This is a genomic window from Thermoanaerobacterium thermosaccharolyticum DSM 571 (genome assembly GCF_000145615.1).
GTDB lineage: Bacteria > Bacillota > Thermoanaerobacteria > Thermoanaerobacterales > Thermoanaerobacteraceae > Thermoanaerobacterium > Thermoanaerobacterium thermosaccharolyticum.
Window position 1 is genome coordinate 2,329,778 of sequence record NC_014410.1, and the last position, 22,073, is coordinate 2,351,850.

At 33.7% G+C, this 22,073-nt stretch carries 17 protein-coding genes; 3 read left to right on the plus strand and 14 right to left on the minus strand.

The genetic code is table 11. The features are described from left to right. Positions 1-60 precede the first annotated feature (60 nt). Positions 61-1,410 carry an ATP-binding protein gene (locus TTHE_RS11640; protein ID WP_231292656.1) on the minus strand — a complete coding sequence of 450 codons (1,350 nt, stop codon included), beginning with the start codon at positions 1,408-1,410 and terminating at the stop codon, positions 61-63. Between the two features lie 195 nt (positions 1,411-1,605). Here TTHE_RS11640 and istA point away from each other — a divergent pair, with 195 nt between their 5' ends. From istA to TTHE_RS15030, 3 genes are all read left to right on the plus strand, one after another. Then, the gene (istA, locus tag TTHE_RS11645) at positions 1,606-3,078 is read left to right on the plus strand and encodes an IS21 family transposase (protein WP_013297221.1); all 1,473 of its coding nucleotides are present in this window, start codon (positions 1,606-1,608) and stop codon (positions 3,076-3,078) included. Further along, on the plus strand, positions 3,075-3,821 hold the full coding sequence (gene istB / locus TTHE_RS11650) for an IS21-like element helper ATPase IstB (protein ID WP_013297222.1): 747 nt from the start codon (positions 3,075-3,077) through the stop codon (positions 3,819-3,821). Before istA ends, istB begins: the two co-directional genes overlap by 4 nt. Positions 3,822-4,203: 382 nt before the next feature. After that, positions 4,204-4,416, plus strand: a complete 213-nt coding sequence (locus TTHE_RS15030) for a hypothetical protein (RefSeq protein ID WP_423250143.1) — start codon at positions 4,204-4,206, stop codon at positions 4,414-4,416. A gap of 173 nt (positions 4,417-4,589) precedes the next feature. On the opposite strand, the gene TTHE_RS11655 is transcribed toward TTHE_RS15030, so the two are convergent. The 13 genes from TTHE_RS11655 to TTHE_RS11715 form a co-directional block, all read right to left on the minus strand. Next, positions 4,590-5,447, minus strand: coding sequence for a cation diffusion facilitator family transporter (locus tag TTHE_RS11655; protein ID WP_013298766.1), 858 nt, complete (start codon positions 5,445-5,447; stop codon positions 4,590-4,592). 248 nt (positions 5,448-5,695) lie between these two features. After that, on the minus strand, positions 5,696-5,884 hold the full coding sequence (locus TTHE_RS11660; RefSeq protein WP_013298767.1) for a hypothetical protein: 189 nt from the start codon (positions 5,882-5,884) through the stop codon (positions 5,696-5,698). Positions 5,885-5,993: 109 nt separating this feature from the next. Beyond that, positions 5,994-6,767, minus strand: a complete 774-nt coding sequence (locus TTHE_RS11665) for a YiiX/YebB-like N1pC/P60 family cysteine hydrolase (protein ID WP_049774954.1) — start codon at positions 6,765-6,767, stop codon at positions 5,994-5,996. 74 nt (positions 6,768-6,841) lie between these two features. Beyond that, positions 6,842-7,843, minus strand: coding sequence for a tRNA dihydrouridine synthase DusB (gene dusB / locus TTHE_RS11670; protein WP_013298769.1), 1,002 nt, complete (start codon positions 7,841-7,843; stop codon positions 6,842-6,844). A gap of 111 nt (positions 7,844-7,954) precedes the next feature. After that, positions 7,955-11,581 (minus strand): 5'-nucleotidase C-terminal domain-containing protein, encoded by a 3,627-nt coding sequence (locus tag TTHE_RS11675; protein WP_013298770.1) that lies wholly within the window; start codon positions 11,579-11,581, stop codon positions 7,955-7,957. Positions 11,582-12,088: 507 nt separating this feature from the next. Further along, positions 12,089-12,994 (minus strand): N-acetylmuramic acid 6-phosphate etherase, encoded by a 906-nt coding sequence (gene murQ / locus TTHE_RS11680; RefSeq protein WP_013298771.1) that lies wholly within the window; start codon positions 12,992-12,994, stop codon positions 12,089-12,091. A 4-nt stretch (positions 12,995-12,998) separates the two neighbouring features. Further along, complete coding sequence (locus tag TTHE_RS11685; protein ID WP_013298772.1) at positions 12,999-14,081, minus strand: DUF871 domain-containing protein; 1,083 nt, start codon at positions 14,079-14,081, stop codon at positions 12,999-13,001. Positions 14,082-14,120: 39 nt separating this feature from the next. Next, a complete protein-coding gene (locus TTHE_RS11690) occupies positions 14,121-15,494 on the minus strand; it encodes a PTS transporter subunit EIIC (protein WP_013298773.1) in 1,374 nt (457 codons plus the stop codon). Between the two features lie 120 nt (positions 15,495-15,614). Then, complete coding sequence (locus TTHE_RS11695) at positions 15,615-16,097, minus strand: PTS sugar transporter subunit IIA (RefSeq protein ID WP_013298774.1); 483 nt, start codon at positions 16,095-16,097, stop codon at positions 15,615-15,617. Between the two features lie 11 nt (positions 16,098-16,108). Further along, positions 16,109-16,951, minus strand: coding sequence for a MurR/RpiR family transcriptional regulator (locus TTHE_RS11700; RefSeq protein ID WP_013298775.1), 843 nt, complete (start codon positions 16,949-16,951; stop codon positions 16,109-16,111). A 169-nt stretch (positions 16,952-17,120) separates the two neighbouring features. After that, positions 17,121-18,431: a 6-phospho-beta-glucosidase gene (locus TTHE_RS11705; protein ID WP_013298776.1), complete on the minus strand. Its 1,311-nt coding sequence runs from the start codon at positions 18,429-18,431 to the stop codon at positions 17,121-17,123. Between the two features lie 377 nt (positions 18,432-18,808). Beyond that, positions 18,809-20,524: a glycosyl hydrolase family 18 protein gene (locus TTHE_RS11710; protein ID WP_013298777.1), complete on the minus strand. Its 1,716-nt coding sequence runs from the start codon at positions 20,522-20,524 to the stop codon at positions 18,809-18,811. 1,212 nt (positions 20,525-21,736) lie between these two features. Then, positions 21,737-22,066, minus strand: coding sequence for a PTS sugar transporter subunit IIA (locus tag TTHE_RS11715; RefSeq protein WP_013298778.1), 330 nt, complete (start codon positions 22,064-22,066; stop codon positions 21,737-21,739). Between the last annotated feature and the right edge of the window lie 7 nt (positions 22,067-22,073).

The following is a 22,073-nucleotide window of genomic DNA, read 5'->3' on the forward strand; positions in this document are numbered from 1 at the left end:
ACAGTTTTTTATAAAAAATTTTTTCTTAAATGATTCTCATATTCTTTTGAGAAAAATAAGTTAGCGTCTTCCAAACAAATACAAAAATACATAAGCAGGAATTTTTACTATTGGTACCTTTGCCGAAACCTTAACTTTCCCATAATCTTCTGGTCTTTTTGTTACTAATATTGCTGAATCAATATTTTTTTCTTTTTGGCTCATCTCAACAATGGCATCATTCTCAGAAAGTGTCGTATCTTCTCTGAATTTCACTTCGATTAAGGATTTACTATGTAGGAAGTCAACCACTACGTCAATCTCTTTTTGATTGTCACTAGCTTTTCTAAAATAACCTATTCTAGCATTTGTTTGCAGGTAAAAATTATAGATATGTTTAAAAACTGCTGTTTCAACCGTTATTCCAAGTTCTTTACTGTCTAAGAGTATATTGTCTATCATTAAAACTGCATTTCTTAGGGCAGGATCGGAAACGTAAATTTTTGGTTTTGCTTTTAGAACTTTTTTCCCGCCTAATTCTATAGGTAAACTTTTATAAATCAAATTTGCATTTTCAAGAAGATGAATATAGTTTTCTACTGTTACTGTTGAAACATCTCCAATTTCTTTACTTATCGTTGAAATACTTATAACATTTGCAGAATTAAAGCATAAGTACAAAAAAACCTTCTCTAACACTGCTAAATTTCTTACATTAAACAAGGAAGGTATATCTCTTTTAATAACTTTATCAACCACATCTTCTCTTAACATTCTTTGCACTAAAAATTGGTCTTCCGAAAATACAAATTCAGGAAATCCTCCTATTGTTAAATACTTATTAAAGTACTTTTGCAATGGCATAAGCAAAAACATAAGCTCATTTAATTGAGAGTCATTTAAATTTGAAATTTCATTTAAGTTTAAATTTGGCAGATTGCTTGGTCTTTCTGGAACACCAAGTATTTCGCAAAATTCATAAAAAGAAAGAGTAGGTACAGAAATCACAGTCCAGCGACCAACACCACTTTCTTTTGTACCTTCAATAAGTGCAGGAGAAGCCGAGCCTGTAGCAATGATTCTCCAGTTTGGTTTGGTGTCATAATAGACTTTTAGCCATCTGTCCCAATCGCTTGCATATTGAATTTCATCTAAAAATATATAAGCCTCTTTTTCTTCATTTATGGTGGTTTCATAAAGGTTAATAATTTGGTCAAAAGAACTTAATTTAAACAAAGGATGATCAAAAGATATATATAGTATCTTTTTTGGGTTCACTTGATTTTTTAAAAGGGTTTCTATCATTTGATATAAAATTGTAGTTTTACCTACACGACGTGCACCTGAAAGTATAACATATCTTCTGATAGTTGGATGCATTAGTAACTCAAATGCCTGATGATAGACTACTCTCTTTACGGGTTTTGACAAATCCTGAGGGAAATATCCTTCTCTCCACCATGGGTTATACGAGTACAAAATCCTTAATATATTTTCTGAGCTTGTATATGCTAATATAAAAGTGAGCCAAAAAGTGGCTCTGTGCTAACGAAAAAGTGATCCACTTTTCATAAAAAACCTGTAAAATTTATTATACAAGATAAATTTTACAGGAGGTTGGAAGGTGTGATTATCGACGTGAATTTATACCAAAAGATTAGAGAAATGTATACAGTACATCAAATGTCTCAAAGGGCTATAGCAAGGGAATTAAAAATTTCAAGGAATACTGTAAGAAAATACTGCAAAGGTGACAATGTTCCTTGGGAGAGAAAAGAATATTCCCGTGAGCCTGATGTCTTAACTCCTGATGTTATGGACTTTATCAGACAGTGCATTAAAGAAGATGAAGCAGAAGGAATAAAAAAACAACGACATACAGCCAGAAGAATATATCATCGTCTAGTAGAAGAAAAAGGGTTTAAAGGTGGAGAATCCACAGTAAGATTGGCTGTACAACAACTTAAAGATGAGATGCCAAAAGCATTCATCCCACTTCAATTCGACCCTGGAGAAGCAGCACAAGTAGATTGGGGTGAAGCTACTGTGTACCTTGACAACAAAAAAGTTTCTATAAATCTTTTCTGTATGCGACTCTGCTATAGTTGTGATATTTTTGTAATGGCATTTTATCGCCAAAATGAAGAATCATTTTTAGAAGGCAATGTAAAAGCATTTGAACATTTTGGTGGTGTGCCACACAAACTAATCTTTGACAATGCGAGAGTTGCAGTAAAGGAAGGTTTTGGAACTCATGCCAAGCCTCAAGCCCGTTATCAAGCATTGAGTGCACATTATGCATTTAAAATGGAATTCTGCAATCCAAGCAAAGGAAATGAAAAGGGATTGGTAGAAAATCTGGTAGGCTGGGTAAGACGCAACATTTTAGTTCCTGTCCCAAGAGTAAAGGATATTGATGAATTAAATCAGATTCTTATGACAAACTGTTTGAAATACCGTTCCCATCAGATACGCGGCCATGAACAGACAGTCGGCCAAATGTATGAAATAGACAAATCATTATTATACTCACTTCCTAAATATGTATTTGATTCGAGCAAAAGCATATCAGTCAGTGTAGACGAGTATTCAACAGTGCGCTTTGATAGAAACAATTATTCAGTACCAGTAAAATATGTAGGCAAAAATGTCAGTATCAAAGCATATGGGAATATATTAACCATCTTTTATCGTGGACAGGAAATTGCTAAACATAACAGAAGCTATGGTTCCAACAAAACAACTTACAAACTAGAACATTACATAGATCTATTAGAACGAAAACCCAGAGCTGTATTCAATGCGAAGCCCGTAAAGGACCATGTAAAACAAGAATTATTAGAGTGGGGACAAACACTTCCGGGTGGAGCAAAAGACATGGTAAAAGTTCTGAGACTTTGTGTAGACTACGGTTCAGACAAGCTTCTAGAGATAAAAAAGCAAATTCCAGCAGGTGTTACACCTACTGTTGATTTAATCCGCAGTTATCTAATAAAGCACAGCATACCAGAAAAAAGTACACAAAAAATTATAGACACAGTAAATGTAGAAGAAGTTGATTTAAGTATATACGATAGACAATACGGGGTGGCACAATGAGTGAAATAAATGTAGCTAAAGAAACAATAAAACTTTATGCCAAACAGCTGAAACTGCCTACTTTTGCACAATACACAAGTATTATTAAACGCATGGATAGCAATATGGGATATGAGGAATTTCTCATAGAATTAATGAAAAAAGAAGTAGCTTCCAGGCAAGAAAATCAGCAAAAGCGTCGCATACACAAAGCGGGATTTCCTTACCTGAAAACCCTTGACGAATTTGATTATACCAGACTCAAATACGTCGAACAAGCCTTTATATGGGAACTTGCCACATGTGAATTTATATCCAAGCGTCAAAATGTCATTATGATAGGAAACACTGGCACAGGCAAAACTCATATTTCAATAGGCTTAGGGCTAAAGGCTTGTAAAGAGGGGCATAACGTAAAATTCTATACCGTTGCAAATCTTGTAACAGAACTTACAGAAGCACAAGAGTACAAAAAGCTTCTAAAACTTGAAAAACAGCTAGAAAAAGTGGACCTGTTAATTCTAGATGAACTATCATATCTATGTTTTAATAGGAACCAAGCTGATTTATTATTCAGGATAATTTCGGATCGTAGTGAAAAAGGAAGTGTAATAGTATCTACGAACCTTGAATTTTCAAGATGGACAGAAATGTTTGAGAATACTACTATGGTTGCAGCATTAGTAGATCGTCTAACCTTCCGTTCACATGTATTAAATATGAATGGAGAATCTTTCAGGCGTGATAATTCGCAAATAGAGTAGATTATTATCCGCTCAGATGGTCACTTTGCAAATACCGATTTTAGTAATTATTTTTAAAAGAACACGTATCAACCATGGGAAAAGTCCTTTAGTAATGGCTCAAAAATTCATTAGCACATGGATCACTTTTTCAATAGCAAAAGTGGTTCAAAAATTCATTAGCATGTGGCTCAAATTTCTATTGACATTCACACTGAGCTTGTAATAGACATTTTTATCACCTCTAATATAATATTATAACACATACTTTATATTTTTATACAAAAAATATGAAGTATACTTTATATTTTATATGTAATTTTTTTAAACTACATTTTAAATTATTAATTCGCCATCTTTCTATAAAAAAAAATAAACTGGCGTTTGAAATCTTCACACCAGTTTGTTTTATTCATCTAATTTAACTATAATAGAAGCACATTTTGAAAGAAGATACCTTCTCATAGGAACACTAAAGACTAACAGAATTATCTATCCACAAGGCATCAGAATTCAGAGAAAAGATTTAGCCCAATATATTGAGAAGAACGAAGTTTGCCTCGATACAGTAAACGGCAATAGTAATATTTGTTATCATTTTCCCCCATTTATATAATTGAGACTCAATTATTTTGCAAATTCATTCTCTCACAATATAAAACAAATTTCTGAGAAATTTGTTACAGTTTTTTTATAAAAATTTTTTTAAAATAAAAAAGTCTATTAAGGCCATTAACATTCAATTGCATTTTAAAAAGCAGGATGAATCCCTGCTTTTTTGTTTTTATTTTATTTCTTTCCTTCAGGCTCTATATGAATTATCACATGAGAATCTGGAAATTTATCCACTATCTGCTTGGAAACTTTATGTGACAGTTCATGAGCTTCTACTATGTTGTAATCTTTGTCTACTCGCAAATGAACGTCTATCTCTCTTCGAGATCCCGATTTTCTCGTCCTTAATTTATGAAAACTTGTAATTTCAATATTTGATTTTATAATATTCTCTATTTCTTTAACTTCCTTTTCTGGAAGACTAGTATCTGCTAAATCTTTTAATGCTTCTTTTGTCAATCCAATTGACGCTTTTATAATAAGCAATGCAACAAAAATAGCTATGATAGGGTCTAAAATACCCAATTTAGTAACTTTTATAACAACAAGTCCTATTGTAACTCCTAAAGAAGTAAATACATCAGTCAAAAGATGCATTGCATCTGCCCTTAAGGCAATAGAATCTTCTTTTTTTGATACTTTAAATAAAAAATATGATACTACTGCATTTACAAAAGATGCAAAAAGCATCACAATAATTCCAGTTCCTAAATTTTCTACATAAGTACCCGTAACTATTCTTCGCACTGCCTCATATATGATTAATATAGCTGCAAAAAAAATTAAGATAGCTTCCACAAAACCAGAAATATTCTCATATTTGCTGTGCCCAAAAGGATGATCTTCATCAGCCGGTTTTACTGCTACTCGTATGGACAGAAAGGCAATTAAACTAGCAATTAAATCAATAGAAGAATGTATGGCTTCAGAAATTACACTTACTGAATGCATTAGTATTCCTGTCAATAATTTTATAACTATTAATACACTATTAGAAATCACAGAAAGCAAAGCTGAGTTCTGTTTATTCATGATATCCTCCATATTATCAATTGAAATTTTATTATTGGTATATATTATAGCTTAATGACTGAAAATATGCAACTATTTTCGATTTAGAGTATTGAATTTTAAAATCAATTGATAATAACTATTATTCCCATTTTATTGATTTTTTATAATGATACTGGAAACCAATCATGCAATAAAAGTAAAAATATGATAAAAAGTCTAAAAAACATGTATTTTAAATCTATGATCTAAAGTCTAATTTTTACTAATCAACTGTATCTCACCATTATATATCCTAAATATAGCATCAATATGGTGATAATGATATTCTCTATATCAATTATGCTAAAAGAAAATTTGGCAAATTCTATTGTCATCACAAACCCAAACACATTCCATAGTCCCACCAATATTAAAAGCACTCCGCCGATCTTGAATTTCCACTTGTCGTGATCCATTAAACAGCCCCCTTATTACAACAACAAAATAAAATTATAATTTCCTAAATTATACATCACAAAGTTATAACATTCAATTGCATTTTAAAAGGCAGGTTAAAATCCTGCCTTATGAATTAGAATACTCAAATACTTCTGTTTCTTTTGATATAAAGATGTCAATTGGCAGCACCCAAAAGCCTCCATTTCCATCTATGTCTATTCCTGATGATTTTTTGTATGCAGCCCATGGGACTTTTGAGCAATACCAGTTTTCATCATCGTTTTTATCAGCCCTCCAACTGTAAGGTTTTCCGACAAACTTGGATACTTCATCAATGGCTTTTACTCTTTCTTCTATTGTAGCCTTTGGAACTGTCAGCCCCCAGGCCTCGCTGAAATTTTCTCTGTAAAATCTTATGGTCTCATAAATCACACCTTGGTCTGGTTCTGCCGTTAAAAGGCACTTATCATCGATGCTTCCATGATATCTCCTACTGTCAAATATTGCAGCATGCCTTATTGCACCTTGCACGTGAAATCCTTGGCTTGTTGCTACTATTATGTCTCCAATTGTAAACTTGTCGAATGGTATACTGTTTTTATAAACAATCTTTTCACTGCTTCTTGAAGAAAACTTCACACCAAATACTTCTTCCGAATTGATGTTTTTAATTAAATCGTATAAACTTACATAGAATTTATTTACTTCTCCTGCACCAAAAGGTTTTGATATCATGATAGCTCCATTTAAGGTGAGAAATCTCTTATAAAAGTCCTCTTTTTTAAAGAAACTTTTTTTCTTTAAGTTTTCTTTAAAATTAAACTCTTCAATATTAACACCAGATATTTCAATCTGTTTTGGAATATCATTGCTACTTGATAGGTATTTATTGTTAGGCATTATGAGCATTCCTACATCCCCCTTCTTTTTAGTCTATGCTATTATAGAAGGGATTTGTGCATGTATTTTTTTCATCATTCAGCTTGTTTAATGCTAATCAAAAGCTCTTTGATTTCTTTGTATTCAGACATGGTAAATACCATTTGCTTTATCTTTGATGCACCGCGGATACCTTTTAGATACCATGCTATATGCTTTCTCATCTCCAATATTCCAACATGTTCTCCTTTGTAATCTATCATCATGTCAAGGTGCTTTAAGATCATGTCAATTTTTTCGCTTACGGTAGGTTCTGGCAGAATTTCACCTGTATTTAGATAGTGAAGAATTCTTTTAAAAATCCACGGATTCCCTTCTGCCCCTCTGCCAACCATCACCGCGTCACATCCCGTCTCATCTATCATCCTTTTTGCGTCTTCCGGTGTAAATATATCTCCATTGCCTATTACAGGTATTTTTAGATTATCTTTCACTTTTTTTATAATATCCCAGTCGGCGCGACCTGAGTAAAACTGTTCTCTCGTCCTGCCGTGTATGGCAACCGCTTTTACGCCGCAGCTTTCAGCCATTTTAGCAATCTCCACAGCATTTATGTGATCATCGTCCCATCCTTTTCTTATTTTTATAGTGACAGGCTTAATAGAGTTTTTCACTACAGCTTTAATTATGCTTTCTGCCAAGTCAGGTTTAAGCATCAAAGCTGACCCATCGCCATTTTTCACTATTTTAGGCGTAGGACATCCCATGTTTATATCTATTGTCTTTGCATTTGATGTATTTAATCTCTTTGCAATTTCACCCATTATATAAGGATCAGAGCCAAATATCTGCAGTGCCACATTTTCCTCATCATCTATATCTGTAAGAAATTCCGTATTCTCGCTTCCATAATAAAGACCCTTAGCACTGACCATTTCAGTGTATGCAAAACCACAGCCCATATCTTTGCATATGAGCCTATATGGTTTATCTGTAACACCTGCCATAGGAGCCAAAAACACATTATTTTTGATTTCTACATCGCCAATGTACAAGCTTGCTTTCATTCCCTTCTTACAATCACTATGATAAATCATCTATATTCTATCATTATATTTGTCTCTATCCAACTGCCTTTTATACTATTTATGTATGACAAAAGGGAAAGCTGCCATCATACAGCCTTCCCTTTCATTAACTTTATCTTTCTATTTTGTGTGCTTTGCGTAAACAAATCCGTACGCGCCGTTATACTGGACTTTATACCATCCGTCGTATTCTCCAACTACCTTTAATTCATAGCCATACGGTACTGCTCCTATTTTTAACGCGTTTATGGAATTGTTCACTCTGACATTAAGTCCGTCTTTAGCAGTCACCCTTACCGATTTTAATACGGCTACATTTGATAAGTCTGGCGACGAAGCTACATACTTGCCGTATACATAACCTGTCTTTCCATTGTAGTCAATCTGATACCAACCATTATTTTCGCCTACTATGTTGATAGATTGTCCAGCCCTTAATACTCCTATCACTTTGTAATTTATACCAGCACCTAAGCGCACATTTAAAGCTGACGCTGTGACAATACCTTTACTTCCAACATTTCCTTCTGAAACTGGTGTCTTAGATATCGTCCAGTAGTTGTCGACAACAGGATCTATAGTTCCTTTCATCTTTATATAACTTATCATCAAGTTTCTTACCTGTCCATCGTCACCATAAGCTTTAGCTGAGTCAAAGACTATAACAGGATTTGTTATGCCTGCTGCCTTCATGAAACCTCCGCCGCCATTAAATCTGTAATTGTTTATTGCAACCGTAAATACATCATCATCTTTCACCGGTTTACCATTTACCGTAAGATTTTTTATCCTGTTTCCGACAGGCTGTGTAAGATCTATCGTATAACTTGCGCCATAAAGCTGATCAAGGTTGTAATCTGGTATATTAAGGGTCTTATCCTTAGTTATAGGATCATCTGGAGATTTAACCTGCTGATAATAGCGGACAGACCATTCCATCCAATCCTTTAACTGCTTACCAGTCATTTTTATTCCGTATAAGTAATTTTCAAACACATATACACTCATCATGTCTTGTATTGTAACATCGCCTTTTAATATCTGAGCAGTGCTACTTAATGGTGCGGCTATTGAAAGATCTGTCTTTGCATAGTATTTTTGTACTTTATTTATAAGATCCATCAAGGCCGTTTCCTTTGTCAACTGATCTTTTCCTAAGAAGTCACCAGAAGCTGTGCCTATCTTGGTTCCTACGTATTTGAGCGTCGCTTCTTGGTATGGCTCTGCAAGCTGCATTATGTTTTCATCAGGCTTTATTGAGCTATCCATTGCAACAGCTTTGCTTGTTTTGCTGTCAATTGTCCATTTTCCATTTTCATCTTTAGTTAAGTTGAAATCTATCCTTGAAACGTATTGCCCCCATTTGCCAGGCTCTGTCACTATCACATCTTTACCTTCTGGGTTTTTAAATGTATCCATTTGTATTACAGCATGTGTATGACCAGCTATTATCGCATCTATCCCATTTACACCTTGAGCTACAGCTTTTACCTGATTTTCCGGTATAGTATCTGATGGACTCTCCTCGCCGGAGTGCATAGCAACAACAACTATGTCTGCCCCAGCAGCTCTCACTTTAGGCACCCATTTATTTGCTTCTTCTACAAGGTCATTAAATTTAAGCCCTGCATAATGAGATTTGTCTTCCCATGAAGGAATTTCTTTTGTAGTAAGTCCTAATATGCCTACTTTCACATCACCCATAGGTGTAGTTATCGTCTTAATGTAGTAAGGCTCTACAAAGTTCGTGCCATCATCTTTGTAAGTATTTGCAGACAAGACATGGATGTTCTCCTTTTCCATATCAGCGATTACTCTGTTTAAAACATCCAATCCATAATTGAATTCATGGTTGCCTAACGTCCACGTATCGTAGTGCATAGCACCCATTGCCTTCGCCATCGGATATTCAGACTTTGTGTCAATTTTGTCGTAGTAGTATGAAAGCGGCGTACCTTGAATTGTATCACCATTGTCTACTAATACGACATTAGGATTTTCAGACCTTACTTGATCAACATAACCTGCCACTTTCGAAAGGCCCTGATTAGCCTCTTTTGCACTGCTATAATCCCATGGCACCAGATTCCCATGTACATCAGATGTAGCTAAAACTGTTATAGTCGTCTCATTAGAAGCTGGCATTGTGGCAGGAGATATCCTATTGTCTATTTTCGCTGTTATATGACCTTGTGCCTTTACAGCATCGATAAATGCATCTCTGACCAATTTCTGCGTATCTATGTAAGACTTCTGCACATCGGGATCAGTAAATTCTGTAAAACCATCTCCACCAGTTCCCATGAAATTATTCGTTGCTACAAGGTATTTTGCGTTCATGTCTATTGGTGTACCATCGGATTTCTTGATGTCAAATACTCTATTCATGGATGGTTTATTTGGATCGTACTTAAATGAAAGACCTGCAACCTGAATCCCTTTGCCGCCATCCTGAACCGCCTGTTCTAACACTTTTTTAATCTCTGCACCAGTCATGCTCACTGTAACAATAGTATTGTCAAATGGCATCAACGTGTACATTGTTCCAACAGTAATGTCACCTTTTAATACGTCAGTTCTTAATCCTCCATTGTTTCCAAAGGCAAAATCCGCATTTACAGCATCCTTAACGACTTCTGACGTCCAATTTCCTAAAATCGAATCGCCAAAAGGATTTGCACTTTGAGTTCTTGTCAAGTCTACATCTGCAGTGCCAATGACTTGACTAAATAACGGTCCAGCCTCTTGTATGGCTTTATCGACTATACTTTGAACATCTTCATCAATTATCGGTGTTTTCATATTGTAATAGCTGTAATCATCATTGTAAACCATATCGGAAGCTGATACAGTACCATCACCATTTACTGTTATCTTGAGATCGATAAAACCCATACCTGCATTGTTGGCAACACCTACAGGTATTCCATTTACTCTGGTTGTGACAATCGTATGAGTATGGCCGCCAAATATAGCATCTACACCTTTTACGCTCTTTGCAAAATCAATGAGATTGCCTGTTGTCTCACCTGTATTCTTATCAGTTGTAGCTCCCATATGTGCTAAGACAACTACAATCTGTGCACCATCATTTCTTAACTGCTGTGCAAGATTATTTACAATTGGCACAGGATCTTTAAAATCTACATTGCTTATAAGAGATGGCAAAATTATAGACGGAAATTCTTTGTTATCAACAATGCCAATGACGCCAATCTTTACTCCATCTCTTTCAATTACAACGTATGGTTTTGTGTAACTTACAGGTTTACCTGTAGTTTTATCGTATACATTAGCTGCCAAAACAGGTATTGTGGACCCTTTTAAGACTGCGTTGCTTGTATCGATGACAGAATCAACGCCCCAGTCGTACTCGTGATTTCCCAAGGCCATTGCATCAAAACCTATGCTTTTCATCATGTCGATGACAGGCTGCCCCTTTAAAACGTTTGAAAGAGGTGTTCCTTGAAACATGTCTCCGCCCGATAGTATGACAGTATCGGGATTTGCTGCTTTTATATCCTTTATTCTCTTAGCTAGTACAGATCCTCTCTCCTGAGTAATTGGCGTTCCGTCGCTTAATTTGCCTGATGCTTGCAAATATCCGTGGAAATCAGTGACTTCCACAAAGTCAAATGTCTTTGACGCAGCTGCGTATGATATCTGAGGCATACTTGAAAATACCATGCCAAATACCATCACAAATGTCAAAATGATACTTAAAACTTTGCCTCTACCTTTAAACATATAAACCCTCCTACTTATCTTATTATTTGAAATATTTCTGAGTATAAACACAATCCCCCTTATGTCATATTCGTTTAAACACTGATGCATGGAATAAATCAGATGCGCGTTAACCTAAAGTCAATGAAATTTTAGCTGCATTGATGATTGGTGCAACTTCTCACAAGATTAATATAACAGACTATTATATAGTGATTATTAAGTGTTGTTAAAATCATGTAAAGCTTGAATTTGTGTTAAATATTTAATTGTAATATATCAGATGTCAGACAACTTTTAATATAATTTTATATCTCTATTAAAACAATTACAAACCCTAAATATTGCCTTTATTTGAAATTATATAAGTGTACCTCAAAAATCCTTACAATATTAAAAAATTATTCCAATTTGCTATAAATTATAAAAGCTGAAGAAAAATTTTCTTCAGCCAAAAATAACTACTGTACAGTATGTTTTCCTTATGTATTCTTATTATATTATAATGTTCAATAAATATAGTAGAATTTATTTTGTTCTATTCTCTTTCAGCGCTTTCTCTATATAACCTTCTGCCTTTTCTAAGAGCTTCTGGGCTTCAGGTTTTTCAAGACTTGTGAGTATGATTAGTATCGTCAATTTAACATTATAATCTGTCTCATTTAATATCCTCTCAATAGTAACATCATCAGCTCCTGTTGCAAGTTTAACTATCCTTTTGGCCCTGTGAATTAATTTCTCGTTTGTCGCCTGTACATCAACCATCAAATTGCTGTACACTTTACCAAGCTTTATCATGACTCCCGTAGAAATCATATTTAATACAAGCTTCTGAGCAGTCCCCGCTTTCATTCTAGTAGAACCCATGATGACTTCAGGACCAACAACAGGCGCTATCATTACATCAACTAACTTTTTCATCTCACAGTTGAGATTACATGATATGCCTATTGTAGATGCTCCGATTTCTTTAGAATATTGAAGGGCTCCTAATACATAAGGTGTTCTGCCGCTGGCAGCAATGCCTACAACAACATCCTTGCTTGATAAATTCCTTTCGATTAAGTCCCGTTTGCCGAGTTCACTGTTATCTTCGGCGCCTTCCACTGCTTTTCTTATAGCCGTATCTCCTCCTGCAATAATTCCCTGTATCATTTCAGGATCTGTTCCATATGTTGGAGGACATTCTGACGCATCTAATATTCCAAGCCTTCCGCTTGTACCTGCGCCTAAGTAAATAAGCCTGCCGCCTTTTTTTAACCTTTCTGCTGCAATGTCCACAGCTTTTGCTATATTAGGAATTTCCTTTTCTACAGCTAACGGAACTTTTTTGTCTTCATCGTTTATTTTTCTTAACATATCTTCAGTGCTTAATTTATCAATGTCCAGAGTATCTGGATTTCTTCCTTCAGTTATAAGTTTTTCTAAGTTCATTGTATCAGCCCTTTCTAAATCTGAATTTCGTACCCGGTTTGATTAAATCTGCTAGAATGTGCTCTTCTTCAGGTATATATCCTACTACATTTACCCTTTCATCTTTAGGTAAATCAACCATGCAGATATTAAGCTCTCCAGAATACCTTTTGAAATTTTCATTATCTATTGTTACACAATATTTTTTTCTCTCAACACAGTTGTGTGCTTTTATTTCTTTCCCTATATTTGCATAACCTCTTGATTCCTCTGATCTTATAATGTATTCAGGTGAATCAGGCCTATTTGTATGGACATGATTAAAAATTATATCTTTTTCATTATCCGTAATATCTTCAACTAAATTAATTTTTAATTCGATTACATCCTTATCTATTGATGTAACATTTTTTATCTCATCTACAGTGGCATATGCATCTCCAAAGTATACGTCATCTATTCCTGAATAGATTAAATGCCTTGCTGCTATATCAGGTTTTATATTTCTATGAATTTCAAGAGTCGGTAATCCTTCATATATTGGACCCCTTCTGCCTTTTAGAGATGGGATAAATGCTGAAACTTTAAGTCCGTAATTTTTTATCATGGTAGTTTTTTCTTTAAAAAATTCATATGAAAGCCCCGTATATGGTTTGGGATAAAAGTTATGACAGGTTCTTAATTTGTTCAAATCAGCCTTTTGGCTTATTAATTCATCTATTTGTTCTTTTGTTATTGTACTTGCATTTAATTCTATTTTTATATCGAACTCGTTGTTTGTCATTTCAGCTATTTCATCAGTTGTAAATCCATAATCAAGTCTTAAGCAATCTATTCCTAAATTATGAAATTGTTTTAGATTATTTGGTGATAAATTTAATATATTCATCGTAACAGGTGAAATATCTATCGTCAGCTTCATATTTAATAATTTAATATGATTTATTAAATCTTCAATCTCATTCATTTTTTTATCATAATCAACCTCTGGCATATGCATCGATGTAAAAACCATGCTTATGCCATTGTCTTTTGCAGTCTTTATATATTCTTTATTTTTTTGATGTGGAAAATCTTCAAAAGTATATACTGAAATTCCGAAATCCATATAATCATCTCCTAAAAGGGGCAAGCTGCCCCTTTTTATTTATGCATTAAAGCTAAATGGTTGAGTATCTTTTACTTCTTCGTCTGCAGGATCCTCAAACCCTAGTAAAAACGTTGCTATAAATCCCGCAATATATGATATAATCAAACCGATGATATAATATATAATTTTGTTTGGTTCAATAATTGCAGCAAGAGGGATTCCGGATATACCTAAACCTCTTGCGCCAACTACTTTTAATGCCTCAAATGCGCCTCCAAAAGCTGCACCAATACAAGCTCCAATGAATGGTCTTCCAAGAGGTAATGTAACACCATAAATCAACGGTTCACCAATGCCAAGAATACCAACAAGTATCGAACCTTCTATAATCTTCTTAAGCTGTTTGCTCTTTGTTTTAACGTATACCGCAATTGCTGCACCAACCTGACCTGCACCTGCCATTGCTAAGATCGGAAGTAATATGGTAACACCGGTTGATTGTATTAATTGCATGTGTATCGGTGTCAAACCCTGGTGTAAGCCTGTCATAACTAATGGTAAGAAAGTTCCTGCAAGTATAAATCCGGTAAATACACCAGCTTTACCAGCAATTGCAACAGTCACTGCCTTGCCAATAGCATCAGCTATATATCCACCCAAAGGTTGTAATACATAAAGTGTCGCAAAACCTGCTATTAAAATTGTCAACAAAGGTGTTGCAAGTAATTCTATACTATTCGGCATTCTTTTTCTAATATTTTTTTCAAGCCAGCTTGCAAATGCAGCCGCAATTAATACTGAGATGATTCCACCTCTACCCACGACAAGTGCACTACCGCCAATTTTAATATCCGCCAAAGCAGGATTATAAATGATTCCTGCAAGTATACCGCCAAGCGTCGGTGAACCTCCAAATTCTTTAGCAGTGTTCATGCCTATCATGATACCCATGTAAGTAAAAATCGTATTTCCAAACAAACTTAACATAGCAAGTAAATTCTTATCAGCAACCCAGTTAAACTTTGTAGCAACATTGGTTATGCCAAGTATCAATCCGCCGCCTATTAATCCAGGAATTAAAGGAATAAATATGCTTGCAATCCTTCTTAAGAGAAGTTTAAACGGCGTTCTATTTTTTTCACTGATTGCAGCCTTAATTTCCTTTGCATCTCCAAGTTTTACGCCAATTTTTTTAGATGCTTCACCTGCAACTTTAGATACAAGTCCAGGCCCTAAAATAACCTGTAGTTCTCCTCCTTCTTCGTTAACTTTAATAACACCGTCAATTTTCCTAAGTGATTCCATATTAATCTTATCATAATCCTTTACAAGCACTCTTAACCTCGTCATGCAATTTGTAATTGATATGATGTTTTCTTTACCGCCTAATTCCCTGATGATGCTTTCAGCTATGTCTTTTTCTCTTGACATTTTCCATCCTCCTTTTCTATATTTTGTAAAAAATTGATTGTTGATCAGCTATCCCCCTTTCATGTTATATTATTTCATAAATATATCATATTTATGAAAATTTATTTCAAGTTTAAGTAATTAAATAACTGCCTCAATAATATCTGTTTTTCCAGCAGTTGCTTTGCCAATAATTTTTTTGTATTCTTTAATTTTTCCCATGTTCGTTATAATTATAGGCGATATAAGTGATTTGGCTTTTGACTTAACAATCGTCATATTTATCTGTAACAATTTATCTCCGATTTTTACTTTATCACCTTCATTTATAAATGTAGTAAATCCTTCGCCATTTAGCTTTACTGTATCTACACCAACATGAATCATTATCTCTATTCCATCTAAAGTTTTAATACCTATTGCATGTTTAGTCGGAAACACAGTTGTTATAACGCCATTAACAGGAGATACAAAAATATCTGATTTAGGATTTACTGCCACACCATCACCCACAAGCTTTTGGGCAAATACTTCATCTGGAACTTCTACTATATCTACTATGTCACCATCAACTGGAGCCTTTATTAATAGTTTCTTGCAATTCTTTTTGAATATATTAAACATATGGTCCTCCTTCAATATTTTCTTGATGAAACGGCTTCGCTTGTATTTTCTAAATATTTTATTATATCTTCATATTTTCTACATGCTATTATAGAAAATAATATATCTATAACATTTAATTGTGCTATCCGTGATGCCATCGCACCACTTCTAAAAATTGCTTCTGTAGAATATACAAAGAGCTTTATATCCGAAACCTCTGTTATAGGCGAATTGCCGAATCTTGTTATACAAATTGTTGTAGCTCCCGAATTTTTTGCTATCCTTAGAGCATCGACAGTATCAGCTGTTTGTCCGGAATATGAAATACCTATTGCGACATCACCATCACTAATGTTGGCTGCAGATGCAAGCTGCATATGCGAATCACTGTATGCTGTACATGATTTATTTATCCTCATAAATTTCTGTAGCATATCTTGTGCTACAATTGCAGATGCCCCAACACCATAAATATCTATTTTATTCGCATTTAATATAGCATTAGCAGCTTTTTCCATTTCATTTCTATCAAGCATATCCATTGTTTTTTCTATCGATTGCATATTGTTTTTGGATATTTTCACTATTATTGTATTTGCATCATCTTCTATATTTACAAAGCCTTGAATGCTTTTCGTCTTATAAGTGTAATCTGCAGAAACTTTTATTTTTAAATCTTGATATCCTCTGTATCCGAGACTTTTGCAGAACCTTACAACACTGGCCTCACTTGTATTGCTCTTTTTTGCAAGTTCTCCTATAGACAAATCAGAAATCTTATCAGCATTTTTAATTATATACCCTGCAACTTTTTTCTCGGATGGTTTTAAATTATTTATAACTGCTTTGATCTTTTCTATATCTCCCGGCATGTCAATGTTTTCACCCTCTCTATGTATTATTATATAACAGATGAAACTGTTTTTCAAGTATTTTGTGATGTTTTGTAATTTTATTTCACGGGATATTTAACAATATATGCTTTTCTTAAAAAAATGCATGGCTAAAAATGCAAAAGAGCCGGATGTCCGGCTCTTTAATTCATTTATATTGAGGCAAATATTCTTTGTTCTGATTAATTATATCATCGAGTATTTTTTTAGCTACGGTTGATGATGGAACTAAAGGATGTATTGTTAAAGCTTGAAGTGCTGTATAGTAATCGCCTCTTACACCTGCTTCTATTGTTAACTCCTCATATGCTTTAACAGATTGCATCAATCCTCTTATTTTTGTCGATACATGTCCTATATTTATTGGATGTGCACCATTTCTGTCTACTATTGCGTTTGTTTCTATTACCACATCATCCGGAAGGTCTGCAATCGTTCCATTGTTTTTTACATTAACAACATGCATATCTTTTTTATTATTGTATATCGAATTTATCAATGAACATGCAGCATCAGAATAGTGTGCACCGCCTCTTTTCTCAAGTTGTGGTGGTTTTATATTGAGAATTGGGTCTTTATATAATTCGAATAATTCTTTTTCAAGTTTCTTTACCTGCTCACCTCTTGTACCCACTGTTGCCGCTTCTTTCTTTTCTTCCTCAAGCATTTTATCGGTAAGATAATAATACCTGTGATATGGACACGGAAACATACCAAGTGATTTGATAAACTCAGGCTCCCATGGTAAGTCAGGCACGTTTTTCATTGACATAGATTTGCCACCTGCGAAACTGTCTATTAGCCTTTCTGTTATGTCTTCACCATCTAAATATATATGTGTTCCCCATACAAGATGATTAAGCCCTGCAAAATCTATCGATACTCTTTCTACATCTACATCTAACATTTCTGCAACGCCATATACCATACCTATTGGAACATTGCAAAGTCCAATTGTTTTTACATTTGTATGTTTTAAAACCGTTTCTGTTATTATGCCTGATGGATTTGTAAAGTTTATAAGCCACGCATTCGGAGATAATTCTTCTATGTCTTTACATATATCGAGTATCACAGGTATTGTCCTTTGAGCCTTTGCAAATCCTCCAGGTCCTGTCGTCTCCTGTCCTATTACATCATATTTCAAAGGTATTTTCTCATCCCTGATTCGTGCATCCAAGAGTCCTACTCTAAACTGTGTAGTTACAAAATCTGCATCTTTTATCGCTTCACGTCTATCTAGAGTTAAATGAATATTTATACCCACACCTGCTTTTTCAACCATTCGCTTTGCAAGATTTCCTACTATCTCTAGCTTCTCTTTTCCTTCTTCTATATCAACAAGATATAAATCTTTTACAGGCAGCTCATCATACCTTTTTATAAAGCCTTCCACCAATTCAGGTGTATAGCTGGAGCCACCTCCTATTGTAGCTATTTTTAAACCTCTTTTAGACATTCAAAGAGTCTCCTTCCCGTATTATGTATATTCGACAAGAATGCTTATTTTCCTTTGATGAATTAATAAAACTTCAACCATAGAGAAAACTTGAAATGATTTTGTCGCAGCTTGGTTTCTTAAATTTTCAAAGTTCATAAGTTATCCACAGGCATTGATATGCTTAACTTTGCTATTGTCTTTTTAGTTTCAAAAATTAAAGTTTAATTGTGCAATTTCCTCATTTAAAAAAGGCTGCTGACATGATCAGTAAAAATATGTTTATCAACAGCCTAATGTATTAAACTATCTTACAGTATCAAATTTTTTTACCACCAAGTTGCTGTAGTAAAATCGAAATATAATATTATCGTAATTATTATATTATCTATTTTTAATTACTGTAATTGCCAGAGTGCTGGAACATTTGGCGGTTCCCAGCCTACAAGAGAAGTATGAGCCTGAATACATTTATATGTTATTCCATTATAAGTTACAAGATCACCTATTTTATAGTAAGTATTTGAAGCCCATTCAGGGATAGTGCCACTGCTAATCGTATAAGTTGCACTTGCTATTTCAGAATTGGTCATACCAGGAGCCACTGCTAAAGCCTTTATTGTTGTCGTTGTTGATATATTAATTGGTCCACTGTAAACCAATGAGTTAGTTGTTGGATCTGTTCCATCAGTAGTATAATAAATTGTTGCACCACTAGTTGCACATGATATTGTTACATTCTGAGCTGATGTATATGTCCCTCCAGTAGGGCTAAAAACTGGCGTTGCTACCTGACTAGCTGTTCCCCCTCCAATTCCAAACTTATTAGCAATTGTTGTAGTTAAAGGAAATCCATTAGGATCATCGTTTGAAATTTCCCAAGCAACTATTCCGCCAAACCCATTGTTAATAACATAATCACATCTTGCGGCAGCTGATATCGTATCCTCATAAGTATACATAGTTCCTTCCGAAACATTGTATAACCATGGAACAAGTGAATATTCATCTCTATATTTAACATATCCAGATGTTTTCTCTAAAATTTCCATTCGAGAATATGAGTTTTGTCCTCCTGGAGATTGTTGATTATCAAGATTACCTATAGGTGCACCATTTGCATTAGCAAACAAACCATTAATACCAGTAGTCACATCAACATTTTTCCATCCACGCGAATAAAAAGGTGAACCTACATTAAGTTTATTAGAAGGTACATTGTATCTATCTCTGTAATATTTCATAATAAAATCGGTATTATATTTATTTTTTATATCTATTGGTGAAGTAGGCGAAGGATCTAATGGATTTAAATAAATTGGAGATTGGTGATTTGTAATCGAATCCCATGCACCATGCATATCATATGTCATAACATTTAACCAATCTACATACTGACTGTATATATCAGGTTGTGTCAAATCAACTTTATCATATCCTCCAGGAGCAGCGACTGTTAAAAGCTTATTTGACATACCATTTGCATTATAAGCTTCACGTATTTCTTTCAATAATAATGTAAAATTCTCTTTATCTTCTGACCCGCCAGGACAACCACGATCATATTGATCATTTGGATCCGGAGCTCTATTTATGCCAGGATACTCCCAATCAATGTCAATACCATCTATAAATGGATATTCTTTTAAAAAAGAAATGACACTATCTATAAATATCTTCCTATTATCATAGCTGCTTGCCATCGCATGAAAGTTTTCGCCCCTTGTCCATCCTCCAACAGATACGAGCACTTTTACATTAGGATAGATCGTTTTATAGTACTTGTATTCACCGAAATGTCCCCTAATCATTCCAGGATCCCAACCTTCCGAATGAGGAAACGATGCCTGAAAATCTGCATAATCATCTGTAGATACTAGCTTGTAATTACTATCAACAGTGAAAAATGCATGATTTATAACCGTCACTTTATCCCACGGAATCATATCTACAGACATATTATTATGTGCCGCATTATACATACCCCAATTAGGAAAATACACAACAAAGTTTTTCACAGACGTTGCAGCTAATACAGGACTCCATGATAGAAGAGACACTAAAATAACCAACGTTAAAATAATAAGTAAATGCTTCTTAGAAATTTTTCTCATAAATATTCTCCTTTCTTTTTTATATTTTTAGATTTTTGTAAAACCCAAAAATTGTTAAATCTATTTGCTTTTACATATATATTCAAGTAGGATTTCTTCCACTTTTAATGAATTTTATAATGTTAAATTTAAATTTTAAAACTATTGGAATCACCCTACATGAATGAACATTTCTAATTTTTTGTTAAATTTTAACATTTAATTGCTTTTTCACTTTTTGTGAAGTCGAGATTTTACTACCATAAATTGTAACCAATATCTTTTCTGCCAGATTCAATATACAATAGAAAAATATTGAATTCTCTATTTACTTGTTAACACTATTTACCTATCTATTGCAAACTTAGGTGTTTTTTTGAGAAATTCGTTATAGACATCATAAATTTATATAGTTAATTACAAAATTAAATATTTATTAAAGAAAACAATTTCAAATTCTCATCTCCTTATTAAATTAGCTTGATACCTAAAAAAAGATAATACTAAAAAAACATATACGATTATTAATAGTTAAAAACTTTAAGCATATAAAGTAAATAATTTTATGACGATTTTTCTAACTCACTAATTTCACAAAAGATGAAATGCAACGTTACACTCTCTTTATACTTATGTATTTTCCTCTACTTTTTAATATGTTCTGAATTGAAAGCTCAGTATTGACATTTACTTTCGACATAAATCACACAGATTTCTGTTTTTATTTCATCTACTTCTATTTTACGTTTTGATAGTATACCAAAAAGAACTTTGTAATAAGTACTTCTAAATTTTAAGGTTTTGTATATAAATTTGACTATATATTTCGCTTTATACCTTTAAATGAAAGCAAAAATTTCATCTGTCATTTTCTTGTGAATATGGCAGTAGCTTATTAAGATTTTACACTCCATCTCAAGTTTGCAATACGTTTCTTCATAGGCATGATACTCCTTAGTACTTTCTGATACCTTAACTATAGTCGAACTTCATTCTATTTATATATAGTTACACTTGCTATGCCATATTCACGACTGAGATTTAATACTTTAATACTAACTGGCCAAAGTAATATGGATCAATAATCTGTTGTTTAAATTCATCTGAATATCGAATACCATTTTTGGACATTGTTTAACACATTTTTTATAAATAAATATATTTTAATGTGCTAAATTTTAGTTTCCACACTTATATACTAACACCAAGGTAAAACGACTCTAGTATCCTTTATTAATTCAACATTATACCTTTAGTTTGATAAATAAATTTATATAATTCAATCATCTCAGTAATTAAATCTCTGGCCAAAATTGCAGACATCATATGATCTTCAGCATGCATCAATAAAAGTGTCACATTTTGATGGTCACCATTGGCCTCTTTTTGTAACATACTGGATTGTATATTATGTGCTTTAATAATTTCTTCTTCAGCATTATTTAAATACTTTTCTGCTGATTTAAAATCGCCTTCTTTTGCATTTTTTAGCGCCTCAAAACAACTGCTTTTAGCATTACCTGCATTTAATATTATTTGAAATACAATCTCTTCTAGATCCATTGTTTAG